General features: G+C 62.1%; 16 protein-coding genes. 5 read left to right on the top strand and 11 right to left on the bottom strand.

Translation table 11 applies throughout. From position 1 onward, the window contains the following. Positions 1-121: 121 nt before the first annotated feature. Positions 122-718 (bottom strand): SAM-dependent methyltransferase, encoded by a 597-nt coding sequence (locus tag THIMADRAFT_RS08170; RefSeq protein WP_007192531.1) that lies wholly within the window; start codon positions 716-718, stop codon positions 122-124. Positions 719-1,424: 706 nt separating this feature from the next. On the opposite strand from THIMADRAFT_RS08170, the gene THIMADRAFT_RS08165 reads away from it, so the two are divergent. After that, positions 1,425-2,753 carry a tyrosine-type recombinase/integrase gene (locus THIMADRAFT_RS08165; RefSeq protein ID WP_007192530.1) on the top strand — a complete coding sequence of 443 codons (1,329 nt, stop codon included), beginning with the start codon at positions 1,425-1,427 and terminating at the stop codon, positions 2,751-2,753. A gap of 9 nt (positions 2,754-2,762) precedes the next feature. Here the strand turns inward: THIMADRAFT_RS08165 and THIMADRAFT_RS08160 are convergent, their stop codons facing one another. The 3 genes from THIMADRAFT_RS08160 to THIMADRAFT_RS08150 all read right to left on the bottom strand — a co-directional run bounded on the left by THIMADRAFT_RS08160 (position 2,763) and on the right by THIMADRAFT_RS08150 (position 5,402). Then, the gene (locus THIMADRAFT_RS08160) at positions 2,763-3,617 is read right to left on the bottom strand and encodes a hypothetical protein (protein ID WP_007192529.1); all 855 of its coding nucleotides are present in this window, start codon (positions 3,615-3,617) and stop codon (positions 2,763-2,765) included. Continuing rightward, the gene (locus THIMADRAFT_RS08155; protein WP_050799519.1) at positions 3,598-4,587 is read right to left on the bottom strand and encodes a type IV toxin-antitoxin system AbiEi family antitoxin; all 990 of its coding nucleotides are present in this window, start codon (positions 4,585-4,587) and stop codon (positions 3,598-3,600) included. The genes THIMADRAFT_RS08160 and THIMADRAFT_RS08155 overlap by 20 nt, the downstream gene beginning before the upstream one ends. Before the next feature lie 197 nt (positions 4,588-4,784). Continuing rightward, positions 4,785-5,402, bottom strand: coding sequence for a hypothetical protein (locus tag THIMADRAFT_RS08150; RefSeq protein WP_007192527.1), 618 nt, complete (start codon positions 5,400-5,402; stop codon positions 4,785-4,787). Positions 5,403-5,519: 117 nt separating this feature from the next. On the opposite strand from THIMADRAFT_RS08150, the gene THIMADRAFT_RS08145 reads away from it, so the two are divergent. The 3 genes from THIMADRAFT_RS08145 to THIMADRAFT_RS08135 all read left to right on the top strand — a co-directional run bounded on the left by THIMADRAFT_RS08145 (position 5,520) and on the right by THIMADRAFT_RS08135 (position 9,775). Continuing rightward, the gene (locus THIMADRAFT_RS08145) at positions 5,520-5,729 is read left to right on the top strand and encodes a helix-turn-helix transcriptional regulator (protein ID WP_007192526.1); all 210 of its coding nucleotides are present in this window, start codon (positions 5,520-5,522) and stop codon (positions 5,727-5,729) included. A 313-nt stretch (positions 5,730-6,042) separates the two neighbouring features. Further along, positions 6,043-9,156 (top strand): DUF927 domain-containing protein, encoded by a 3,114-nt coding sequence (locus THIMADRAFT_RS08140; protein ID WP_007192525.1) that lies wholly within the window; start codon positions 6,043-6,045, stop codon positions 9,154-9,156. Beyond that, positions 9,149-9,775, top strand: a complete 627-nt coding sequence (locus THIMADRAFT_RS08135; RefSeq protein ID WP_007192524.1) for a hypothetical protein — start codon at positions 9,149-9,151, stop codon at positions 9,773-9,775. Before THIMADRAFT_RS08140 ends, THIMADRAFT_RS08135 begins: the two co-directional genes overlap by 8 nt. Here the strand turns inward: THIMADRAFT_RS08135 and drmC are convergent. The 7 genes from drmC to THIMADRAFT_RS26550 all read right to left on the bottom strand — a co-directional run bounded on the left by drmC (position 9,754) and on the right by THIMADRAFT_RS26550 (position 20,274). Next, positions 9,754-10,542 carry a DISARM system phospholipase D-like protein DrmC gene (drmC, locus tag THIMADRAFT_RS08130; protein WP_233490208.1) on the bottom strand — a complete coding sequence of 263 codons (789 nt, stop codon included), beginning with the start codon at positions 10,540-10,542 and terminating at the stop codon, positions 9,754-9,756. The two genes, THIMADRAFT_RS08135 and drmC, sit on opposite strands and share 22 nt — an antisense overlap. A 5-nt stretch (positions 10,543-10,547) precedes the next feature. Then, positions 10,548-12,134, bottom strand: a complete 1,587-nt coding sequence (gene drmB, locus THIMADRAFT_RS08125) for a DUF1998 domain-containing protein (RefSeq protein WP_233490207.1) — start codon at positions 12,132-12,134, stop codon at positions 10,548-10,550. Beyond that, entirely contained in the window at positions 12,056-12,394 is a 339-nt protein-coding gene (locus THIMADRAFT_RS25555; protein WP_007192521.1) for a hypothetical protein, read from the bottom strand. The genes drmB and THIMADRAFT_RS25555 overlap by 79 nt, the downstream gene beginning before the upstream one ends. Continuing rightward, entirely contained in the window at positions 12,387-15,896 is a 3,510-nt protein-coding gene (drmA, locus tag THIMADRAFT_RS08120; protein ID WP_007192520.1) for a DISARM system helicase DrmA, read from the bottom strand. Before drmA ends, THIMADRAFT_RS25555 begins: the two co-directional genes overlap by 8 nt. Continuing rightward, positions 15,893-17,560, bottom strand: a complete 1,668-nt coding sequence (locus THIMADRAFT_RS25550; protein ID WP_007192519.1) for an ArdC family protein — start codon at positions 17,558-17,560, stop codon at positions 15,893-15,895. The genes drmA and THIMADRAFT_RS25550 overlap by 4 nt, the downstream gene beginning before the upstream one ends. 222 nt (positions 17,561-17,782) lie before the next feature. After that, complete coding sequence (locus THIMADRAFT_RS08110; protein ID WP_007192518.1) at positions 17,783-18,868, bottom strand: Fic family protein; 1,086 nt, start codon at positions 18,866-18,868, stop codon at positions 17,783-17,785. Then, a complete protein-coding gene (locus THIMADRAFT_RS26550) occupies positions 18,868-20,274 on the bottom strand; it encodes a type IIL restriction-modification enzyme MmeI (RefSeq protein ID WP_139052757.1) in 1,407 nt (468 codons plus the stop codon). The genes THIMADRAFT_RS08110 and THIMADRAFT_RS26550 overlap by 1 nt, the downstream gene beginning before the upstream one ends. A gap of 182 nt (positions 20,275-20,456) precedes the next feature. Here THIMADRAFT_RS26550 and THIMADRAFT_RS08100 point away from each other — a divergent pair, with 182 nt between their 5' ends. Continuing rightward, entirely contained in the window at positions 20,457-21,959 is a 1,503-nt protein-coding gene (locus THIMADRAFT_RS08100; protein WP_040729516.1) for an ISNCY-like element ISThma1 family transposase, read from the top strand. Positions 21,960-22,042 lie beyond the last annotated feature (83 nt).

Raw genomic sequence — 22,042 nt, 5'->3', positions numbered from 1 at the left:
CACAGCAGTCGGCTCCTCAGCGCCCGCAGCACTGCATCTGGCGGGGTGCGAGAACAGATTCAACAGGGTCGGGTAAGCTGCGCACTCCCGAAACGGCGCCACCAGCTTCGGACCGCTACGATCAGTCACCCTCCGACTTTCGTCCGACGATTTGGACGACATGACCGAGTCCCTGATGATAGCGCCCTTCGAAGACATCGCGCTCTCGCTCGCGCGCGACCTCGAACACCAGGCCGGCGAGCTCGTCTTCCAGGGTTGCGAGGTCCATGGTCAGCTCGACCACGGGCGGACCGCCGGTGCCGAAGCGCAGTTGCTCCGGGGTGTAGGCCTCCAGGATGAGCACACCGCCCGGTCGCAGCCCACCCACCACACGTCGGTGCACCCTGCGGCGCAGATCGGGCGGCACATGGGCGAAGATCGAGACGATTCCCGACCAGGTGTTCGGCGCGATCTCGAAGTGCGCGAGATCGCTGCAACGGGTCTCGATCCGCACCCCGCGCTCGGCGGCCAGACGATGGGCCTTCTCCAGCCCGACCGCCGAGCCGTCCATCGCGGTCACCGTATGGCCTCGCGCAGCCAACCAGACCGCGTTTCGCCCCTCGCCCTCGGCCAAGCACAGCACCTGCCCTTCCGGCAGCCGACCCGCCTGCTCGACCAGAAAGTCGTTCGGCGCGGTGCCGTAGGCAAAGTCGTCCTCGGCGTAGCGTTCGTTCCACATCTGCTCTGTGCTCCTCGTGTGATGTCTTGCGAACTCGGCATATGCCGGTTCCCGCAAACACGCGGCGGTACTGTGCGATCCGGACCATCCGCCGCCGTGTCCCTCGTATCGACAGGTCTCCGGACGGCACCCGGCCTGACGTCATACTACCCTTCGAGGTCGCGATGCGGGATCGGCCGTGCGCCGCCTCGGCACCTGCACAGTGGGGGCAGAAGATCGACCGACGCACGACACGGGTTCAAAATCCGTTTCGAGCACATCAAGAACCGGAATTGCACCTTCGCAGGCGCATCGCTCGCCGGGATCTTCATGACTGCTGAGATTGATGTGGATGAGGGGCGACTGGTGCTGTCAAATGACCGTCGATCGCGGAGATCGCAGAGAAGCAACCTGGAAGGCGGGAAGGACTTCCACCGAATCGGTACGCAACAAAAAAAAGGCCCAGCGCCGATCGGCACTGAGCCTTTGCTCTATGTGGCGCGCCCGGAAGGATTCGAACCTCCGACCACCTGGTTCGTAGTCAGGGTTTTTAGCGTTTTTTGCCGTTCTTTACTGTCTCGCGAAATCCAAAATAATATATATTTAACAATATATTATAGAATATTACTTGCGCATGGCGTCTCATGGTGTTTCACTGAAGCGCAGGTTTTACGCGACTACAGACGCGACTACAAAAATCGCTTTTGACGGGACGGATGAGAACGACATGCTGACAGATCGTCAGATCAAGAACCTCGTTGCCACGGGAAAACCGTACCGGATACGTGACAAGTCGACAGATCAGAGTACGCGAGGATTTGGGATACAGGTATCGGCGGCCGGTGCCAAGACCTTCTACGTCGAATACAGCTTTGGCGGTCAGCGGGGGCACTTCTATCGCTTAGGCACCTATCCCGGCCTGCCACTGGCGCAAGCGCGGGAGCGCTGCCGGGAGATCCGCAACCTGATCGACCAGGGGATCGATCCGAAAGCGGATCTGGAACGCCGGCGCGCCGCCGAGATCGCAGAGCGCAAGATCCAGGAACACCAGGCACTGCAAGCACGGGCGACCGCCAATTACGAGGATCTTGTGCGGCTCTACCTGGCCTCGGTCGACAATGAGACGACCCGCCGCGAGATCAGCCGACTGCTCGACAAGGATGCGCGACCGCTCTTGAAGGGTAAGCGGGTGACGGACATCGATTCCGCCGATATCCGAGCGATCCTGACCAGCGCCAGAAAACGCGGGGCCAAGCGTGTGGTCTCGATGTTATATGTCTACCTGCATGCGGCATTCGCCTTTGCGATGGGCGAAGAGGAGATCGATGGTCTGCTGTTTCCGCTGATCGGCAATCCGGTTGCCGCCGTGAAAAAGCCCGAATCCGGCATGACGCCTTGTAGCCGCGTCCTGTCCAAAGAAGAAATCCAGGGACTCTGGTTCGCCTTGGATCAAGATGTCGATCGCCTGAGTCCAATGACGATCGGGGCGATCCGACTCATGCTGCTCACCGGTCAGCGGCTCCAGGAGATCCTGCGTGCGCGCTGGGATCAACTGGATTTCGACGAGGCGACCTGGTCTTTTTCGCGGGAACAGACCAAGACGAAGCGCCCGCACCTGCTTCCCCTGACCCCGATGATCACGGACGTGCTGAGGACGATCCCCCGTCTCGGTCTTCTGGTCTTTCCGCATTCACGGCAAGCAGACGGGACGCCCGAGCGGGAGATGCCCTTTCGCACGATCACGCAAGCCATCGATCGTATCGGCGCCCGCCATGGACTGGACCCCTTCACGCCCCGGGATCTGCGTCGAACCTGTACGACCCATTGGGCGCGCATCGGGATCCAGCCCAGCGTGCGTTTTCTGCTGCAGAACCGGGCGGTGAACGATATCGAGGAGACGCACTACAACCTCTATGACGGGCTCCCCGAGAAGCGGCGCGCGCTGGAAGTTTGGGAACACGAATTGCGCGGTCTTCTAACGCCGTCAACGGAGGATGAGCGCGTTGAGTTGACCCAAACCGCAAGCATGCGCGGTTCCCCGCGCTTGGCGACCTGATCAATGGATCTAAAGTGCCCGAACGCCTGTCAGCCCGTTGCCGAAGGCGCCAAGCTTGCGTCTCGCCCGTTCCGGATCCCTCGCCTCGACCTCTCCGATCAAGCCGAGCGAGCCGTTCGGATCGGTTTCGCGCGCGACGATCATGCTGGCCCTGGTGACGATCGCCTGAGCACGTTGACTGTGCCGATCGATGACCGCACGCGCCTGGAATCCGATCGACCAGGCACCCGCCAATTCGGGATCGAAGTTATCCAGATCGAATAGCTCCGGCGCGACGTCGTGTAAGCGTTCCAGTCCAGCCACCCGAAACGCGTGCTCGAGCACGAACAACAGATCGCCGGCATCTTTCCGCGGCTGCGCCAAATGACGATCTTCCCACGCGAACAGCTTGAGTAGCGCGAACATGGGGATCGTGATGACAGCAAGCGGCACCGTCCCCGGCAGCATGACGCTCTCCGTTGCCGCGTTGGCTTCGGCATAGCCGATCACGGACATCAGGGCTTCGCCCGGTGGCGGCCAGACGATCTGGGCCTCGGGCGACTCGACACCACCGAACGGCAGGAGATCGACCACGGTTCCGATCCGATTTCGGAGACGGTGTTGAATCCGATCGTCCGGCTTGAAGCCTCCGGTGTCGATCATCCTCTTGGTCAAGGCGATATAGGCCGGCCAATCGGGCACGGCGAAGGCGAAATCCACATCCGTTGTCTTGCGCAGGGGCTCGACGCCATGATGGTGTTGAAGAAGCAGATCCCTTGCCGCTGCACCGACCAGCATGAAATCGGCCCCGGCGGATTGGTCGCGGATATCTCGGACGAGGTCGCCGAGGGCACGTAGATCCTCCTTATCCTGCAAATCGATCAAGCAGTCGTCCCTCCATCGCCCGGGCTGCTTCGAGACAGCGCGCGTCGCCGGTCGCCAAGAGATCGGCGTAGATCAGTAACGGGGGAGCTAACTCCGGCGGGGTCGGCTCGAAATCCCAGAACCGGCTGAGGATCTCGACATTGCCATCCGGGGCGGATCGCATGGGTTGCTTGGTCATGAACAACAATGAGGCCGCCTTGGTCCCGTAGAGCGTCACCGTTTGCGGCTGGATGAGGCCGGTGATTCTCGCTGCGGCGGCCTCTCCGCCGAGAACCAGTCCGTAGTGCGCGAAATCGAGCTCGTGCCACCAATGGATCGTTGGGGCCTGGAATGTGCGCAACAGCTGTTTCGGCCTCAGGGTCCGGGCATACGCCTCCACCCACTGGCGCAGCAGACGCTCGGGTTGGAGCAGCCGGCGCTGGCCGCCGATCTCGGCGAGGAAACCGAGCCGGGGCAGCTCGGCCATCACCCAGCCCACCGTGCCGTGCGCGACGCCGGCTTGCTCGGCAATGGCTCGGTAGGACTGGCCCACCAATCCCGGTACCGCCAGCAAGGCGAACAACACCCGCAGCCCGCTGGCCTTGAACGCCCGACTGGGAGCCGATGGGTGAAGGCGGTCCGGCGGACGCTCACCCTTGACCCAAATCAGCAAGGCAGGATGGATCAGGAAGGCGTTGCCGGCACTGTCGATGAATTGGATACCGAGCTCCCTCAGTCGCTCGGCCAAGGGCGGGGACACATGATCGGTAACCAGCAGGGTGTCGGGGCCGAACTCCTTGAGCCGCAGCGCGACCGCTCCAAGCGTCGCCGGCCGCAATCCGCGTTTCACCGCAACGCGGTACAGCGCCTTACCGCCGCTCCAGTGCAGGCGCAAGCGGGCGTCCGCGCGGTCCAGCCGCTCAATGGCGTCGAGGTTCGCCGTGATGTTTAACCGAGCGAGTTGCGCCACCGCCTCCTCGATCAGTTCCAAGTCTAATGATGCCGGTGTGTCCACGGATATGTCGTGTCCATGTTTCATGGATTGTGCGAAAAGTTAGACGCAATGAGGCCGGCATGCAAGGCTTCGCGTCCACGAATCAAGCTCGTCCGTGATTCGTGGGTCAAGGGCGTCGGTGCGACTTGGAGTCCCGGAACGCATCCCGAGTACCCTTGACACGCAGGCAACCATCACCGGGACACGCCTTTCTCGGGCGCCTGAACTCGCCCCTGATCCGCATCGTTTCGGGCGATCCACTCTCGCACGGCCTGCGCCAGCGCATCGGGTGAATCCAACACCGCATCGACCCGCTCGGTATCGAAAGGCGCAAAAGAGTTCAGAATCCGCAACCGTGGGCGAGGCCCCAAGCAGGCGCGACCGGCCCGCACGTTGGAGATGGTATTGCGAGCCACGCCGAGGAAGTCCGCCAGCTCCGTATCCGTTCTGAATCCACAGGCGAGCTGGACCAGGTCGATGAGTTCGCCGTCCGGTGTGGGAGTCGGTTGCGGGCGCTGACGGGCATTCGCCTGTCGCTGCGCCAGCGCATGGCTGGAACGGCGAATGCGCTCGCTCAGTTGCTCGGGCAGGATGCTTTCCAGCCATTGGCGGCTGTGCAGAAAGCCGATGTGATCCATGATCTTCAGGCGCTGCATGATCCCCAGTCGCGCCTTGCCGTGGCGAACACTATGAATGGTCGTGCGGGTGATCCCGAGAAAATCCGCGATCCGGGCATCCGAGCCCAGGCCGAATCCCTCTTTCAGGATATCCAGAAGCGCCGCATCACGATGCTCGTCGGATGATGGGGGCATTGCATTTCTCATGTTGTCTGTTATTGTAGCAAACCGTGACATCGGCGATCAGGATGTCCGATCCGGATTGTAGCAAACGATCCGCCAAATGTTATCGTTTTAAACGGGCACATCACCATGCAGACCTTGCACGTTCCCCGTCGGTACATCCGCGAGCGCGCGCTGACCGCACAACTGTCCGTCCATCGCTCGACGCTGCGGCGATGGGTGGAACAGGGCCTGCTCCCGGCACCCATCCAAATCGGACCCCGCATCGTAGCCTGGGATGCCGACGAGATTGAGCAGTGGCAAGCCGACCGCGCCGCCGCGTCACGCAAACCCGGCTGAAGCAGGAATGAGCCCCCTGCCAGCATTCGATGCATCCTTGCATGTCGGCGCGACTCACCGGCACACCATCCGGAGAAACACAAACGGCCCGCCGGGCAAGGGCGAGCCGCTTGATGGTGATTCCGCGCGCCGACCGCGCGTCGAGTGTTGCCGTCCCCGAGTGCATCGGCACCCCGGGACCAAGCTCCGACCGTCGAAGGGTCCGAGCACCGGTGCGAGTCGGTCTATCGGGGGAGCCGTGCGTCCGCACGTTCCCTTGCTCGCGCTGGCGCCCGCTTCGCAGTCGGTCCCTCGTCGATATGAGGACCGATTTATGCCGGACACGGCACCTTCTCTTTTCGCCTCGCCGGAACGTCAAGCACCGGCCAGCGATGACCATGACCAGCGGCGTGCCGTCGCATCGCCGCTTGCGTTGGCGCCACGGCTCGACATCAAGACCACCGCCGCCGCAGCCATCCCGCACCTGGAGCGCATCTGCGCCCGCTGGCTGCCGGACGGCAAGCGCCAAGGTCACGATTGGATCGCACGCAATCCGACCCGCGACGACCGGCATGCCGGTTCGTTTGCGGTCTCGTTGCACACCGGTGGTTGCATCGATCACGCCACCGGCGAGCAATGCCACGACATTGTCTCCACGATTCGCTATCTGGACGGACTCGCCACCCAGGGCGAGGCGGCGCAACGGGTCGCCGCCTTTATCGGCGCCGACCCCGTCCCGGTGCCGACCGCGACGCCGATCGCCAAAGCGGCGCCCAAACCCATGCCGATCCGACCGCGGACGCATCCGAAACTCGGGGCGCCCAGCCGGGAATGGGAATACCGCGCCGGCGACGGGACGCTGTTGGCGGTCGTCTGTCGGTTCGAGACGGCGCAGGGCAAAGACTATCGACCGCTGACGGTCACGCCGGAGGGCTGGTTCTGGCGTGCGCCACCCTCACCGCGTCCGCTCTACGGACTGGACCAACTCGCCGCCCGCCCGGAGGCCGACGTGCTCCTGTGCGAAGGCGAAAAGGCCGCCGATGCCGCCGCGCTCTTGCTGCCCGCGACGGTCGCCATCACCACCATGAACGGCGCGCGTGCGCTGGCGAAAAGCGACTGGGCACCGCTGTCCGGGCGGCGCGTCCGCATTTGGCCGGATCGCGATGGGCCGGGCCATCGGTACGCCGCGACTGCCGCCGCGCTCGCCTATGCGGCGGGTGCCGAGTCGGTGGCCATGCTCGACCTGTCGGCGCTGGCCGACGACCTGCCGGACGGATGGGATGCCGCCGATGCGCTGGCCGAGGGCTGGACGCCGGAGCGCATCTCACGGATGGCAACGTGGATCGAGGTCGCCAAGCCGAGCGATCCGCCCGTCGAAACCGCGCCGCTGCACGTCCCGGAGGGCTGGAAGCTCACGTCCCGGATGGTGTTCGAGATCAATCCGAAGTCGGAAACCACCGAGCTCCTCCCCGTCTGCGGTCCGCTCCGGGTCATCGGCCGGACCAACGGCCCCCACGGCGAATGGGGTTTGGTCCTGGTCTTTCGCGACCACGACGCGAACGAGCGACGCCTGTCGATTCCCGCGGCACGCCTGCACGAAGACGCGGGCATCCTGGCGCGCGAATTGGCAACCCTTGGCCTGTTTATTGTCCCCGGCAGGGAGAAACGTCTGCTTGCCTATCTGGCGTCCTGGGAGGTGCGGACCCGCATTCTTTCCTCCAAACGTCTCGGCTGGCTCGCCGATCCGGACGGTGCCCTGTCGTTTGTGATGCCCGATCGCGTGATCGCCAAGGACGGCCGGCGGCAGGTGGTCTTTCAACCGGAACGCTACTCGCCCACCGTGCGCAGCGTACATGCCAGCGGCACCTTGACGGATTGGCAGGCGCAGGTGGCGGCGACGGTGTGTCGGCATCCGCCGATGCTCTTCGCGCTCTGCGCGGGATTGGCCCCCTGCTTTTTGACGTTCGCCGAAGCGGGCGACTCCTTCGTCATCCATTTCTGGGGGAGAACCTCGCGCGGGAAGACCACCGTCGGGCAGATTGCCGCCTCGCCCTGGGGCTGCGGGGCCGATCCGAACGACGCGCCGGAGCGGACCTTCATTCGACGCTGGAATCTCACGGGCAACGGTCTGGAGGGGTTGGCCGAGGCGCATTCCGATCTGCCGTTGGTGCTCGACGAGCTCGGCAGCTCGACCATCGGCGACATCCGACCCTTGATCTATCAATTGGCGGGCGGTCAAGGCAAGACGGCGCTCAACTCCGCACGGGACATGAAGGAGCCGCGCAGTTGGCGAACCATCGCCATCTCCACGGGCGAGTTGTCGCTCCATGCAAAAATGTCGGACCCGGACGGTGACGGCACCAAGAGTCGTACCGTCAAAGGCGGACTGACGCACCGCGCGCTGGACATCGAGATTGCCGACATCGCGGGTGCCTCGCCCGCGTCCGAACGCGAGGGCATCGTGTCGAACCTCAAGATCGCCTGCGCGCGACAGTATGGGACGGCGGGTCCGGAACTGGTCCGGTGCCTCGCGGCCCGCTTCGAGACCGCCGCGCAGGTGCGCGCCTGGGTGCGCGAGCAGATCGCCGTCGTCATGGGCGACCTTGCCCCGCCCGGTCTCCCGGCGGAAACCGCGCGCGGCGTTCGGCGCTTCGCCTTGATCGCGGTCGCGGGCGAGTTCGCGGTTCGGACCGGCTTGATTCCGGCCACCGCGTCGCAGGTGCGCGCGTGCGTGAACATGGCGGTCACCGCTTGGTTGAACACCTCCGCCGAGACCGATGAAGAGCGGATGGTCGCCAGCGTACGCGCGTTCATCCTGCGTCATGCGGCGCGGTTTCAGCCGGACGAGGAACCGGTCGCGGCGCCGCTCACCGGTCGACGGGGTGATCCATGTCCCGCGAAGATGCCGGAGCCGGTGCGTGACCGCGTGGGTTTCGTCAATCACGCGAAACAGCTTTGGATGTTCACCGATGCCGGCTTGGTGGAGGCCGCGCCGGGCAACGACAAGACCACCATTGCGCGCACATTGCGACGGACCGGGTATCTGTTCACCAACGAGACCGGAAAGCTGAAGGCTCGCATCAAGGTCGGCGAGAGCCGGCCTTGGCTGTATGTCGTGAAAGGGTCGATTCTCGACAGCGAAAGCGACCGACCCTGTCTCGCGCCGGGACGGCCGGGACAACCGGGACCGGACCAACAGCCGAGCGGGCAGGAGTCTGTCCCGACCCCCGAGGCGCAACCGGGACAGCCGGGACAGATCGATGGTGCGGCGCGGCACGACCTTGCCGATCTCGGCTCTGCTGTCCCGGTTGTCCCGGTTGGAGCAGGCCACCGGGACAGCCCGGAACGCCAGCCCGCGCATGGCACTGTCCCGCCTGTCCCGGCTGTCCCGTCGCAAAACGGAGAAGGTCGGTTGGTCGGCGAAGACGCAGGGGTGGACTATGTTTGATGCGAGCACCTTCTTCGCCGAACTGGCCTTGTCCGGCGTCGATCTACGTCTCGAGGAACCGGGACGGATCAAGGTGACGGGGAATCGGGCCGCCCGCGAACGCTGGTTGCCCGAAATCCATCAACACAAGACGGCGATCCTGGCCTGGCTCGGCGCTCGCGATCGCGCGTCGGTCGACTGCCACCAGCGGTTCGTTGTCATCCGGGCGGATGGTGCCGAGCTGTCCGTGTCGCGCTGTCCGCCCTGCACCCTGGCCGAGGTGCAAGCGGATTATCCCGATGGCGTGTGCACGGTTGAGCAGGTGCCCGAGACCGCCGTCGCACTGGCGCCAGCCGATCTCGCGCTCGCCCGGGCCATTTTGCACGCTTGGGGCGAGGACGATCCGGTCACGATGCAGGAGTGGATGGACGGTCTGGCGCGGGATCCTGCGCGGCTCCGGCAGATGCGTGCGCAAGCCGTGGCGTTGGGCTTGGCCGGTCGGGACGCATCGCGTTTGTGGCCGTGCGGAGTTTCCCCTGAATTTCGGGGAACACAGTCGGTCCCTATCTTGCGGTACCCACGCGGCGTCGCCGGTCATGGCCGGGGCGTCAGTCCGAATCAGCGCAGCTCGACAAGCTGACCAGAGCGGACGAGCCCAAGGATATGCCCGGTCAGGGGACCGCGCAGCCGATCACTCCCGATCATCACACCGATCTCGAGGTTGCGGTTGAAGGCGTCGTCCGTCAGATTCGCGCTGGAGATGAGCGCCATGTCATCGACGATGGCCACCTTGGCGTGCAGCTTTCCCGGGCGCCCGGCCAGATTGCGTTCACGCTTTTCGAGGGGCCAGTGATACACCGTTGCCGCGGCAACCAAGGCCGTGGGAAACGCCTTCAAGGCATCGAAACTCAACTGCCCTTCCGATGAGCGCTCGAATTCCAGGATAAGCTTCACATGCACCCCACGGCTGACGGCCTTCAACAACACATCGGCAAGGCGGTTGATCTTCACCGCGGCGAATGTCATCAGCAGGATGTCGCGCTTGGCGTCGCCGATCAGGTCGTAGAGGGCTTGGTCAATCCGTCGTGCAGGGACCTGATTGGCAGGGGTTGGGCCCGACCAGAGAAGCTCGACCTCCTCATCGGCCTGCCAACGGCGATAGGCGGCATGTGTCGTCCGGAGAGACCAGCTCAGCGCTTCCCAAGACATCTGCGTCGAAGCCAGATCGAGGACCCGGTCCATGCGGTAGGCGAGATCCGAGTTATAGGTTCCCGGCAGTCGCTGCCGCACAAGATCCAGGGTCGCCGAGGCGGGCAACGCGCGAAGCGTGTCGCACGTCGCGGTCAGCCACCCCTCTGGCGCCTTTCGCACCAAGTTTTCGACGGCAATGCAGAGGTCGTCGGACATGGCCATCAATCGAAGAACGCGGTTCCGCGGGACGAGAAGGTGTTGACGAGCACCGAGCGATCGAGGTAACGGTTGCCGCGCTCGCAGGAGGTCTCCGGAGCGAACTGACAGGCATGGCAGCACGCACCCTGGATGCCCCGACCCAGCGTGTCCGGGCGATGGTCGGCGCACAGTGGGTCGGACGCGCACAGCCGCATGCTTTCCAGAGCCTGTTGCAGGTGGCGGCCAAGCGTTAGCGGGTCACCCAGCTCGACCAGGCCACCGAGGGTGCCTTCGCTGTCGGGGGCGGCGGTGTAGAGCAGGATGCCGGCCATGGGACCGCCGTCCTCGTTCGGTTGGCGGGAATAAAGACGTTCACGGATGCTCGCCGCGCTGTAGCCGCAATCCAGCACGATCTGGCGCATCAGGGCGTGGGCAAGCGAGTGCAGCAGCACCAGCCGGATGCCGGGAAAACCCTCTTCCGGCGGCTTGAGTCGTCTCAGCGTGCGCCAAGCCTTATGCGAGTCGAGAAACTCCTTCCGGAGCTGCTGCACGGCGGACTTCGCCTGCCAGGCTTGGAGCACATCTTCGCGGACCCGCAGGAAAATCCCCTCGCCTCGCACCTCCGATCCCGGCAACCAGGTCGGGCTGGCGCGACACAATCGGGTCAGGCGACCGTCCTCCAGGAGCGTGGCCTCGGCAAAATCGGCATTGGATTCGATGCGCGTAAACCCGAGCAACGCCCGCACTTCCCGGAGGCGTTCCACCAGCACCGTGTCCTCGAAAAAGGTCTCGAAACCCTGCGGGGGCGCGACACGCTTGAGCTTGAAGTCACGGCCCTCGGCTGCGGTGTCCGGAGCGGCGAAGACCTGCCATTCGGGTAATTTGAGATCTTCGGGTGGCGGCTTGCCGTGCTGCGCACCGGCGCGCCGTGCTTCGATCGCGGTCCAGATGGCGTAGTCGTCGAACTGCGTGAACAGTGGAATCAGCGCTTGGAACTTCTGAAGCTTCTTGCGCAGCAGGCGGACTTCATCCCGGTCGTCCGTGTCCTTCAACTCGGACCATTGCTCCTCGATCAGCTTGCCGAGCGTGTCCGTCGCGCTGGGAATCGACAGCGCCGACAGCGCCGTCGGAAACCAACTGTTGGAGGCCCCGAGCAGGATCGCCTTGGCCGTCTCCTCGCAGGCGGGCTCGACCAAACGCAGGTGCGGGTGATGCCCCGGGCAGGCGAAGCCCTCATTCGGATCCAGATCGAAGGCATCGGACATGCGGCGCTCGGCCCCGCAGCTCTCGCACTTGACGATGATGTCCGAGGCATCGCCGGAGACTCCGAACTCACGCAGGGTCATGGTCGCCGGCCGGCAAGGGATTTTGCCTTGATGCACGAAATCGAGCCAGGGGAAGTCCGTCAAGTGCCCCTCGCGACAGGCCAGCAGGAAGCGGACCGGCAAGACCGAGGGCGCCCGACTGCCGACGCTCTTCAGACAGCCCTGATGGACGTATTGGGTGCGATCCGGTCGATAGGGATCCTGGATCAACTTGAACACCCCGGACTCGACCGTCGCCAGGGTATTGCAGAGCGGGCAGCGCATCCAGCGCGGGAAGGGCGCCACCGGCACCCCGACGGCGGGTGCGCGGGGTCCTTGTCCATGCTGTCCAGCTTGATCGGCGGCAGGTACAGCCGGCCCATCTGGGCGCCGAGTCGCTTCTGCACCGCGGCCACTAAACGGTCCTCCTCGATCTCCTTGCAGTAGCGGATATCCCAATCGTCGAGGCCCAGCACGATCACCGACAGATTCGGCAGGTCGACCAAGGCCCCGACGCCGAAGGTAAAGATCAACTGGCTGGGGCGCAGCTCGCCAACCTCATTCATCCGTTGTTCCTCGATCGACCCGCAGTCCGGTGGAGCGCTGGTCCAAGACCAGATCGACGGTCCCTTCCACGTCACGCAGCGAATTCAGGCAGGTGAACAGCCCCCAATCCTGCTCGCCGGGATACTCCAGCAACCCGACCGTGGCACCTCCCTTGGACTTGTAAGCCAACTGATGATCCTCCTGGTTGTGCACCCGGCCCAGCCAGACGTCCCGGCGACGGTCCAGCATGTCTTTGATGCGGGTCGCGACCGCAGGATCATGCGTCGCCTTTGCCCCGCGCTCGCTCAGCAGGTCGAAAACCGCGGTCCAGACCCTGTCGGTGTCGGCGACTTCACCGGCTTTCAGGTTCGCGTTCAGGTGGGCGTCCAGCAGACGCATCAAGCCGACCATCACCCCCGAGAGGCCGCGGTCGAGCGCACGCGCCGAGAACGGGGTCACCGACAGCGCCTCGACATGCTTGTAGAAGGTCTCGTGGTAATGCTCGAAGCGCTCGTAGTGGGAGAGATCCCGCGGACGTGCCCAGTTGAAGAGGGTGCAGACCAGGCCGGGGCCTTCCGCCGAACGGCCGACGCGGCTGGTGGCCTGGATGTACTCCGAGGTGTTCTTGGGCTGCCCAGCGACCACCATCAGTCCGAGCCGGTCGATGTCCACGCCGACCGAGATCATGTTGGTCGCCAGGATCACGTCGTAAGGCACGGCCGAGGTGACCGGCTGCCCCGCCTTGCGGTCCACCATCCGTTGGGCCTCCAGCTCCTTGTCGAAGACCGCCTCCAACCGCTCCAGGATCCTCGGGATGTCGGTCCCGGATTTACGCGAAGTCAGCTCCTCCAGCGCGCGCACGCGGCGCTTGGCCAGACCACGTTGATCGACGTCGCGCAGGCGAGCCCGGATATCGTCCTCCACCAGACGGCGGGTACCGGCCAATTCCCGGATCGAGTTGAAGTAGCCCGCCAGCGTCATCCAAGGGTCGGCCAGCCGGTCGTACTTGTCGTAGAGCACTTGGGCCGCGGCCATGTGGGCGACGTAACCGCGGATCATGGCCACCGGATAGCGGCGGCCGAAGGCACTGATGCCGAGATAGCGCCGCCCCGGGGACGCGGGTCCGACGGGGCGTTGGATGGCGAAGAAGCTGTCGCGAATCCCGGTGCCCTGGGGCGGGAACACCTCCAGCTTGCGCACGAAGAGCTTCTGCACCTGGTCTGGCGCGCGGCGAATGGTCGCGGTGGAGGCGACCACTTTGGGGCGCACCGGCTTGCCCTCGACATCCCAGGTACAGAGGGCGTCCACCGCGGACTCGTAAAGACCGACCATCGAGCCCAACGGGCCGCTGATCAGATGCAGCTCGTCCTGGATGATCAGGTCGGGCGGACGCAGAAACCCGTGAGGGCGGTTCTTCGCCGCCGGCAAACCATGACGGGCCGGGTGAGATTGCCCGTCCTGGACCTCCGGCGACAGGAAGCCGTGCCGGTCGCACACCTCCGTGACCTTGCCGAAGAGCATCTGGGTTTCGCCCTTCCAGGGCATCTGCGCGAACTTGTCGACCGTGGCGATCAGCAGGGCCGGCGGACGGCGGTAGATCTCCTCGTCCACCACCATCACCGGCAGCCCCTCTTTGGGCGCCTTGGCTTCACTGAAGTCGCAGCGCCCCAGGTTGTCGCCGCAGTAGGTGACACAGCGGCCGATGTCGCTCGGGGCCTCGTAGACGCGCAGATGCTGCTCGCGAATCTCGCTGCCGCACCAGGGACAGGAGGTGATTTGACGCGGGCTCCCGGTCGCCGATGGCCGACCGCCCACACTGCGTTGGCGCAGGGCATTGGCCGCCGCGCTCAAGGTGTTGGGTGTCGTTTTGTTCCCGACCCAGAGCCCCAGGCGAAACGGCTCGTCGCCCCACCTGGCCACATCGTCGCGACGGATGGTCTCGCAGGCGCACATCAAGGCGGCGGCGCGCTGGAACTGCTGGAGCGTCAGCAGCCGCAGCGTGTAGCGCATCAACACGGCGATTCCCACGTCCCCGCGGCGTCCTTCGATCTCGCCCTGGAGTCGGCGCAAGGCGAGGATGTAGGCAGTCAAGCCCAGATAGGCTTCAGTCTTGCCGCCGCCCGTGGCGAACCAGAGCAGGTCGGCGACCGCGTCGGTCTCGTGGCTGCGATCCGGGTGATGCAGATCGGTCAGGCTCGGCAGGTTCAGCAGCACGAAGGCCATCTGGAACAGGCGCCAGCTGCGGTTCCCGGGGACATCGACCGCAGCGACGCCCTCCTCCACCGACATCTCCTTCTTGCGCACCTTGCGGGCGAAGGTCGAATGGATGCGCTGCAGCCACATGGCGCGGTTGGCGAAGCGGAAGGCGTCCTCGGCAAGAGCATCGGTCTCGATCAGGTCGATGCCGGCCTTGATGCGTTCCAGCGCTCTCCGGCAGCTCGCCACGGCGCGGCGTGCCGCCGCTTCGTGGCCTGCCAGCTTCTCCTCGGGCAGCGTGAGCTTGGCCTCTTCAATCCTGATCCAGACACGGTAGGCGGTCTCGATATGGCGCAGGCTCGCGATCAGGCCCGCCTTGGGCAGCTCGGCCAGCGCCTGCATGTCGAGGGTCAGCCCGGAGAGATTCTGATCGTCCGCCACGGAGCGCGGCGTCTGTTGGGGCACCTCGAAGCGCGGTACCCACTCGGTTTCAACCTGCATCGCCCGTTCCCCGGGAACCTCGCCGGAGGCTTCGGGCACGGTTGCATGCACCGATATGCCGTGACCGACGGCAAACTCGCGCTGGTGGCGATAGAGCATCTCCAGGGTCTCGGTCTCCTCCCGCGTCAGGGGGTCCATCAGCGACAGATCCGCTTTGGCGCCCTTGCGTTGGACGAAAATCGGTGCCGAGCTGCTGCCACGCACCCGCAGCTTGGGCTGAAACAGCCAGACCGTGTCCTTGGGCTCACTCCGGCGCTGGCGCTCCTCCTGCTGGTTCACCAGAAACAGCGTCACGACCCAACCGTCCGGCGTCAGACGCATCCGGCCCTGCAACGCGACCGATGGATGATCCGGATGCAGCGGCTCCGGCGTGATGTTGCCGTCCTGCAACGGCAAGACCAGATGTGGCGCGATTACGGGGTTGCGCTTCCAGACATTGGCCGGGTTGCCGTCGCGGTGTTGTTGGGTGGGGCTCTTGATCCGCAGGTACTGCCCCCATTCGACCTCGACCAGGATCTCTCGGGCCTCGGCTGCCACCACGAAGCTCAGACCCATCGAGGACGGGAAATAGGCATTGCCCGCCGGCACGCCAGATTCGGGCGCCCCTTCCTCGCCCTCGTCCCCGTCGCTGGCCGCCAGCTCGTCCAGCTCACCGCCGGCGATCTCGCTGGCTTTCGGGGCCAGCATGCCGACGAGGTAACGCTGATAGACGTGGTCTTCGTACTGATTCAGCTCCTCGTCGGGGCCACCGGCGGGGCCGAGCAGGTCGCGGACAACCATCTCGGTGAGTTCATCGCGCAGGTCGGAGGGGCTAGGTGTGCTCATGCTGCCTGCAGCCCCTCCAAATAATCCACAGCCTTTTCTGAAAGGCCTGCGGCTCTGACGATATATTTGACTGGATCACCCTTCATGGCTTTGACCCAAGAATCAATGTACGCAGCATGGTTGATAATGCTTCCGCCTTCAGAGCCGACAGTCGATACAACGCCAAATTGATTATCGATTGCCTCACGCGGAACATTTAAGATGCCTAAGTCAGCGCATAGAAATGCAGTACCAAGTTCGGCAATGAGTTCTTCGAAAGCATAGGCCGGAGTGCCAAACTTGTTTTTTAAGTTTCTTTTTTGACGAGATTCGTGTCCAGACCAATGCGTTAGTTCATGCAGTAGCGTCGCATAATAGCCTTGTGTTGCAGTTGCTTGCGATGTATCTGTAAATTGTTGGACGTTCGGAATCTTGATGTAATCTTCACTGACCCGGTAGTAAGCTGTATTACCTCCAAATCTGATGTCGGCTTTAGTTTTATTGATAAAGCCATCGACCAGCTTACTTTCAGAAACCTTTCCGATAGGAGTTTTTCGGCCATTAGGTTTGAAAAAATGTTTATTCTGATCGTAATCGCATAGCTGGCAAGCATTAAATACGTTCCATGAACGATAATGCCATTTCTGAATACTTCCTTGCTCTTTCTCTTCATCCTCTTCGTTTCTGTCTCTTTTTGCCGGAAAGGCAACGAAGACTTTTGTCGGCACTGCGCCATCTTGAACCTTGAGACTCCTTATTTCCCATTGCTTTTCAGTAGCCCAATAATGGCTTTCATAGTTATTTTCTGACGCCGCAACCCATAGATTAATTGTGTTAATCCCTTTGTATTTATTTTTTGTGTGGTAGTTTATAGGTCGCATTAATATTGAATCTTTGATCCACGGCCTGATCCAGATTCCCGCTTGGTTTTTTTGAATCAGGCCTATAATTCCATCAACTATAATAGCGAAATCTGTTTTTGGTTTTGATGGTGGCTCAGGTGAAGCAGCAGGAAAAGAATTAACGTGCTTCGCAGAAAAAGACAATAGCTTGCGGAAACCAGATAGCTTAATCCTGGCTTCCAGAAATTCAAATTCTTTTAGTTGTTCTATGATAGATGATGATTGGTTTTTCTGTCTTACCCGGTGAATGGTCAAGAGCACGCTATCTAAATCAAGGCTCTTGACCGGGGTTGATGAAACGAAGTCATAGGCAACAGGAAAGTCATCTAGCTCAGCGATTGATTCTCCGCTATTATTTAAAATCCCATTATCCCCAAGATACTTAATAAGATCTTGGATTCTTTCCAAAATCATCTTTGTTAACCTTGCATTAATATCACGCATTTCATCAGCACCATTCCATTTGCCCGCCAGATTCCTAAGATATGTGCCGCCATGTGCGTTTGCGCTTTTCACTGCAATATCTGCGATATTGCATTGCGCCGCAATTTCGATGCGTCGGGCAAAATCCACCAAATCACAAATGGCCGAAACCTTCAGGCATTCGATAGACCAGAAATCGCCATCGCCCGGATATTCGGCATACAAGACATCATCAATATGCTTCTTGCCATGAAAAGAGGCGATTCGATCAAGAAGAGTCTTGATCGAGAGCCCAGTCATCATTGACTCTTCGATTTGAATCAGTTGATTTGATCTGAAAGTGGCGGCAGTAATGGCCATCTCGCAAGATTCCTACAATCTAGTGTGGGTGAGGGAAAACCATGCCATCTACGAGATCCGGATCAATCAAAAAAGCGAAATCGACTCTCGCGCAGGCCGTAAGGCCTCGTTGTGTTCGTCGATTAACCCCGGAAAGGATCGCCGATAACCTGTCGATACGATCGACAGATGGCTCGAATAGGTCGATTTTTTCGGATTTTATCGACATGTCGTCCGATCCCGTCAAGCGGTCAGTAGCCGAAACAAGGGGTCGTTGATGTAGTACAGCTCCCGTCCGATCCGTTGGGCGCGTAGCAGACCCAGAGATTCGAGGGTCTGGAGGTAGAGCGAGGCGGTCTGGCGCTTGGCGATGCCGTGCTCTTCCAGGAAGCGGATCTTGCAGTAGGGGTGCATGAAAATGACCTCGATCAGATCCTTGCTGTAGATCTTCGGGGCCTGTTCGGACACCCGCGCCTGGGCCTGGGTCATCAGGTCCAGGATGCCCAGCACCCGCTCCTGGGTCTGGCGGGCGGTGGTCTCCACGGCGTCGAGCACGTAGGTCACCCAGGTCTGCCAGTCGCCGGCCTCGGTCACCCGGCGCAGGCCCGCGTAATAGGCACTTTTGTGATGGATGATGTAGTGGGAGAGATAGAGCACCGGCAGCTCCAGCAGACCCTGGTCCACCAGATAGAGGATGTTGAGGATGCGTCCGGTGCGGCCGTTGCCGTCGATGAAGGGGTGGATGGCCTCGAACTGATAATGCAGCACCGCCAGCTTGATCAGCGGGTCGGTCCCGTCCTGCGCGTGCAGGTAGCGCTCCAGATTCGCCAGCTTGTCGCGGATTACCGCTTCGCCCTCGGGCGGGGTATAGATCACCTCGCCCCGGCTGTTGGCGATCTTGGTCCCCGGCACCCGGCGGATACCGAGGTCGGATTCCTTGATGATGCCCGCGATCTCGATGAAGAGATTGGTGGCGAGCGGCCGCTGCCCGAGGGCGTGAAAGCCGTGCCACAGGGCCTCGCGATAGCGCAGCACCTCCTTCGTATGTGGATCGGTCGCCGGCCGATCGTCCGCCGCGGCCCGGTAGAGGGCATCGTTGGTGGTCAGGACGTTCTCGATCTCGGAGGACAGCCGCGCCTCCTGCAGGACGAGACCGTCGACCAGCATCGCCTGGTTGGGAATCAGCTTCGCCAGACCCTTCAACTCCGCCAGCACCCGGTGCGCGGCGATGGCCTGCTTCAGAATCCGCGGCGTCTCCAGGTCCACCGCAGGTGGCAAAGGGGGCAGATCGTTGAAGGGGCGGTTGCGATCGAAGGGGACGGCCGACATCAGAAGAGTTCCGTCTGGACAGGTGTCCCCGGCTCGGCTCCTGCGGCTTTGCGCTTGCGGCCCCGCTTGGCGCCAGTTGGCTTCTTGGCCTTCTTGTCATGCAGTCCGGCGGCGACCTCCTCGGCGTAGCGTTGGTGGTTCAGTTCGAGCAGGCGGTCGAGGACTTCGCGGCGGGCGGTCTCGGAGATGGTGAAGCGCGCGCCTTGTTTGGTGCCGTGGAAGTCGTGGCCGAGGTCGAGATCGTCCCAGCCATAGGCCGCAGCGACCGCCCGGTCCAGTTCAATATGCAGACTGCGCAGTTCAGCGATGTCGGCACTCAATTCGGCGTAGTTATGGAAGCGGTTGTAGGTCTTCGTAAGGCCCTCGGCGTTTTGCTGCATTAAATCAGAGCGATAGGCATGATACCTCTCGCCGGACTTCCCTAATCGCTCACCGGTGTGCGAATCCAGATTTGATGGAAACCCTTCTGGAGGTGCGAAGGTATTGAAATTTGTGCTAACAGTGTAGGAAGGCGTTGGGCCGATATTTAAGCCACCTTCGCGACGCGCCCACGCTTCATGGATGTTGCTCTGGTATATACAAAAACATTGATACGTATTTTCGGCGAAAACGACAACTTTTTGGTCATAAACGTAACCATTCGCGACGAAAGCCAGTGCCCAGTGTTTACTAATTAGTGAAGTTACAAGAACATCACCCTTTGGGAGAGATGAAAGAAAAGCTGTTCGTCGATCCCAATGCTTCCAAAAACATGATTCGTGGATTTGTCGGTGCAACCGCTCCCTGACCGGGCGTACCAACTCCTCAACTCTTGCGAAGGGAAGCCGATAACTTCTTGCCTCATCTTCCGACATATCACCAAAGTCAATAAGGAAGCGGCTTGGCCTTTGCAGAACATCAGTATTGAAATCCTGACCAATCAGATACGGCTTAATGACAGTGTGATTCCGCTCGTCGTCAAGACACAATTCACGTGCTAACGATGGGGACAGCACAAATCCGTCGCCCAGCGGTGTAACCCCCTTCGCCGCCATTCTTTTTCTGGTACTAAGTTGCACCACATCCATATGCCCAGGATCTTCCGAGAGCAAGGCGCTTATAGACTTCACCGGCTTATTGTTAATAAAACATCCGCCGGCCCAATCCCCCTTGTAGGCATGAACAACACATACATTAACAGCCGCTGCGCCAGGCCATTTCAGGCTGGTAATAGCCCGTGCAAAAGAAGCCCCGCTATTCAAGAGGTGATCTGGGCCACATCTCTGTGTGTCTCCTTCAATGAAAGTGTCAGTTGCTATTAACCCTGAGACGCCTCCTTCTTTCATCAGTATCAATGCTCGCTTAAAGAAATATACAGACAGGTCTCCAGCACCCTTAGTATTAATTAGTGCCTGAACAGAAACCACGTTTTCTATTTCCGAACAGTGGGTTATAATATGTCCCCATGATCGAAGATCATGCCGATTTTCGATCGAGAGGGGCAGAGAAAACGCTAACCTATTGATTTCCTGATGACTCGAAGGCGATTTCGGCCGATTTTCGCCGGGGCATGCCATGAGTCTTCATGAACGTCGTGATTCGAGCCACTATGCGCAACGTGATCGATCCGCAATTGAAACTCGGCGAAGAGGATATCGCCGCCATCGCTCTGGATCCGCGCTCGCGCGACGATATCCCGCAGCTCTTGCGTGGACTGCAGCACATCTACACCACCCCGCAGGTGCGTGAGCCGGTGTTCGCGATCCTCGCCGAGCTGCGCCCGCCGGGCAGCGGCGAGGACGGCAAGGCGAGCCCCGAGACCGGCCGGCCCGGTCTGTCGCAGTGGGCGATCCTGGTGCTCGGCGTGCTGCGCTTGGGACTGAACGCCGATTACGACCGCATTCTCGAGCTGGCCAATCAGCACACCACTCTGCGCAAGATGCTCGGCCATGCCGACTGGGCCGACGACACGACCTACAATCTGCAGACGCTCAAGGACAACCTGAGCCTGTTCACGCCCGAGCTGCTCGAGCGCATCAACCAAGCGCTGGTGGGTGCCGGCCATGCCTTGGTAAAAAAAAGTCCGGACGATTCCCTCGCGGTGCGCTGTGACTCCTTCGTGGTCGAGACCCACGTGCATTATCCGACCGACATCAACCTGCTCTTCGATGCGGTGCGCAAGGCCATCGAGACCAGCGCCGGATTGTGCGAGGACGCCGGCCTGAGCGATTGGCGGCAAAGCGCCTACAACGTGCGCTGCCTGAAGAAAGCCTATCGGCGGGCGCAAACCCTCAAGCACTCCACGGCGCAGGATCCGGAGAAACGGGCCGCACGGCGTATCGAGATCGAAGCGGCCCATGCCGCCTACCTGGACCTGGCCGGGGGCTTTCTGATGCGGGCGCGCGAGACGCGCATCCGCCTGCACCTGATCGCCGCGTTGCCGGACGTCCAGCTCGCGCCGCTCGATGCCTTCATCGCCCACGGCGAGCGGCAGATCGACCAGATCCGCCGCCGCGTGCTGTGCGGTCAGACCATCCCGCATGCCGAGAAGGTCTTCTCGATCTTCCAACCCCATACCGAGTGGATCAGCAAAGGCAAGGCCGGCGTGCCGGTGGAGCTGGGTCTGCGCGTGGCGATCGGCGAAGATCAGCACGGCTTCATCCTGCACCATCGGGTCATGGAGCGCATCACCGACGATCAGGTCGCCGTTCCCTTGGTGGAAGAGATCGTGGCGCGCTTCCCGGCGGTCGGGAGCGTCAGCATGGACAAGGGCTTTCACAGCCCCGCCAACCAACGCGCCCTGGCCGAGGTGATCGACTTTCCGGTGCTGCCGAAGAAGGGCAAGTGCTCGGCCGCGGAGCGCGAACGCGAAGGCGATCCGCGCTTCATCCAGCTGCGCCGCAAACACTCCGCCGTGGAGTCCGCCATCAACGCGCTGGAGGTCCACGGGCTCGACCGCTGTCGCGATCACGGGATCGACGGCTTCAAGCGCTATGTCGCCTTGGCGGTGGTGGCGCGCAACCTCCAGCGCATCGGTACGCTGCTGCTGGCGCAGGAGGCCGAGGAGGCGCGGCGCGAGCGGGAACGACAGCGCCGCCGACGCGCTGCTTGACCCTTTCGATCGGATCCGGTGCCGACCCCCACGGGAGTGGTGCGCCTGCGGAATGCCGGTGATGCGAGTCATTCGCATTAATC

This window comes from Thiocapsa marina 5811, assembly GCF_000223985.1.
Taxonomy (GTDB): domain Bacteria; phylum Pseudomonadota; class Gammaproteobacteria; order Chromatiales; family Chromatiaceae; genus Thiocapsa; species Thiocapsa marina.
This window is presented reverse-complemented; position numbering and strand designations above follow the sequence as displayed.

Bases quoted from the DNA above. Each gene is read 5' to 3' on its own strand.
- THIMADRAFT_RS08170 (WP_007192531.1), bottom strand. From the start codon at position 718: ATGTGGAACGAACGCTACGCCGAGGACGACTTTGCCTACGGCACCGCG.
- THIMADRAFT_RS08165 (WP_007192530.1), top strand. From the start codon at position 1,425: ATGCTGACAGATCGTCAGATCAAGAACCTCGTTGCCACGGGAAAACCG.
- THIMADRAFT_RS08150 (WP_007192527.1), bottom strand. From the start codon at position 5,402: ATGCCCCCATCATCCGACGAGCATCGTGATGCGGCGCTTCTGGATATC.
- THIMADRAFT_RS08145 (WP_007192526.1), top strand. From the start codon at position 5,520: ATGCAGACCTTGCACGTTCCCCGTCGGTACATCCGCGAGCGCGCGCTG.
- THIMADRAFT_RS08140 (WP_007192525.1), top strand. From the start codon at position 6,043: ATGCCGGACACGGCACCTTCTCTTTTCGCCTCGCCGGAACGTCAAGCA.
- THIMADRAFT_RS08135 (WP_007192524.1), top strand. From the start codon at position 9,149: ATGTTTGATGCGAGCACCTTCTTCGCCGAACTGGCCTTGTCCGGCGTC.
- drmC (WP_233490208.1), bottom strand. From the start codon at position 10,542: ATGTCCGACGACCTCTGCATTGCCGTCGAAAACTTGGTGCGAAAGGCG.
- THIMADRAFT_RS25555 (WP_007192521.1), bottom strand. From the start codon at position 12,394: ATGAATGAGGTTGGCGAGCTGCGCCCCAGCCAGTTGATCTTTACCTTC.
- drmA (WP_007192520.1), bottom strand. From the start codon at position 15,896: ATGAGCACACCTAGCCCCTCCGACCTGCGCGATGAACTCACCGAGATG.
- THIMADRAFT_RS25550 (WP_007192519.1), bottom strand. From the start codon at position 17,560: ATGGCCATTACTGCCGCCACTTTCAGATCAAATCAACTGATTCAAATC.
- THIMADRAFT_RS08110 (WP_007192518.1), bottom strand. From the start codon at position 18,868: ATGTCGGCCGTCCCCTTCGATCGCAACCGCCCCTTCAACGATCTGCCC.
- THIMADRAFT_RS08100 (WP_040729516.1), top strand. From the start codon at position 20,457: ATGCGCAACGTGATCGATCCGCAATTGAAACTCGGCGAAGAGGATATC.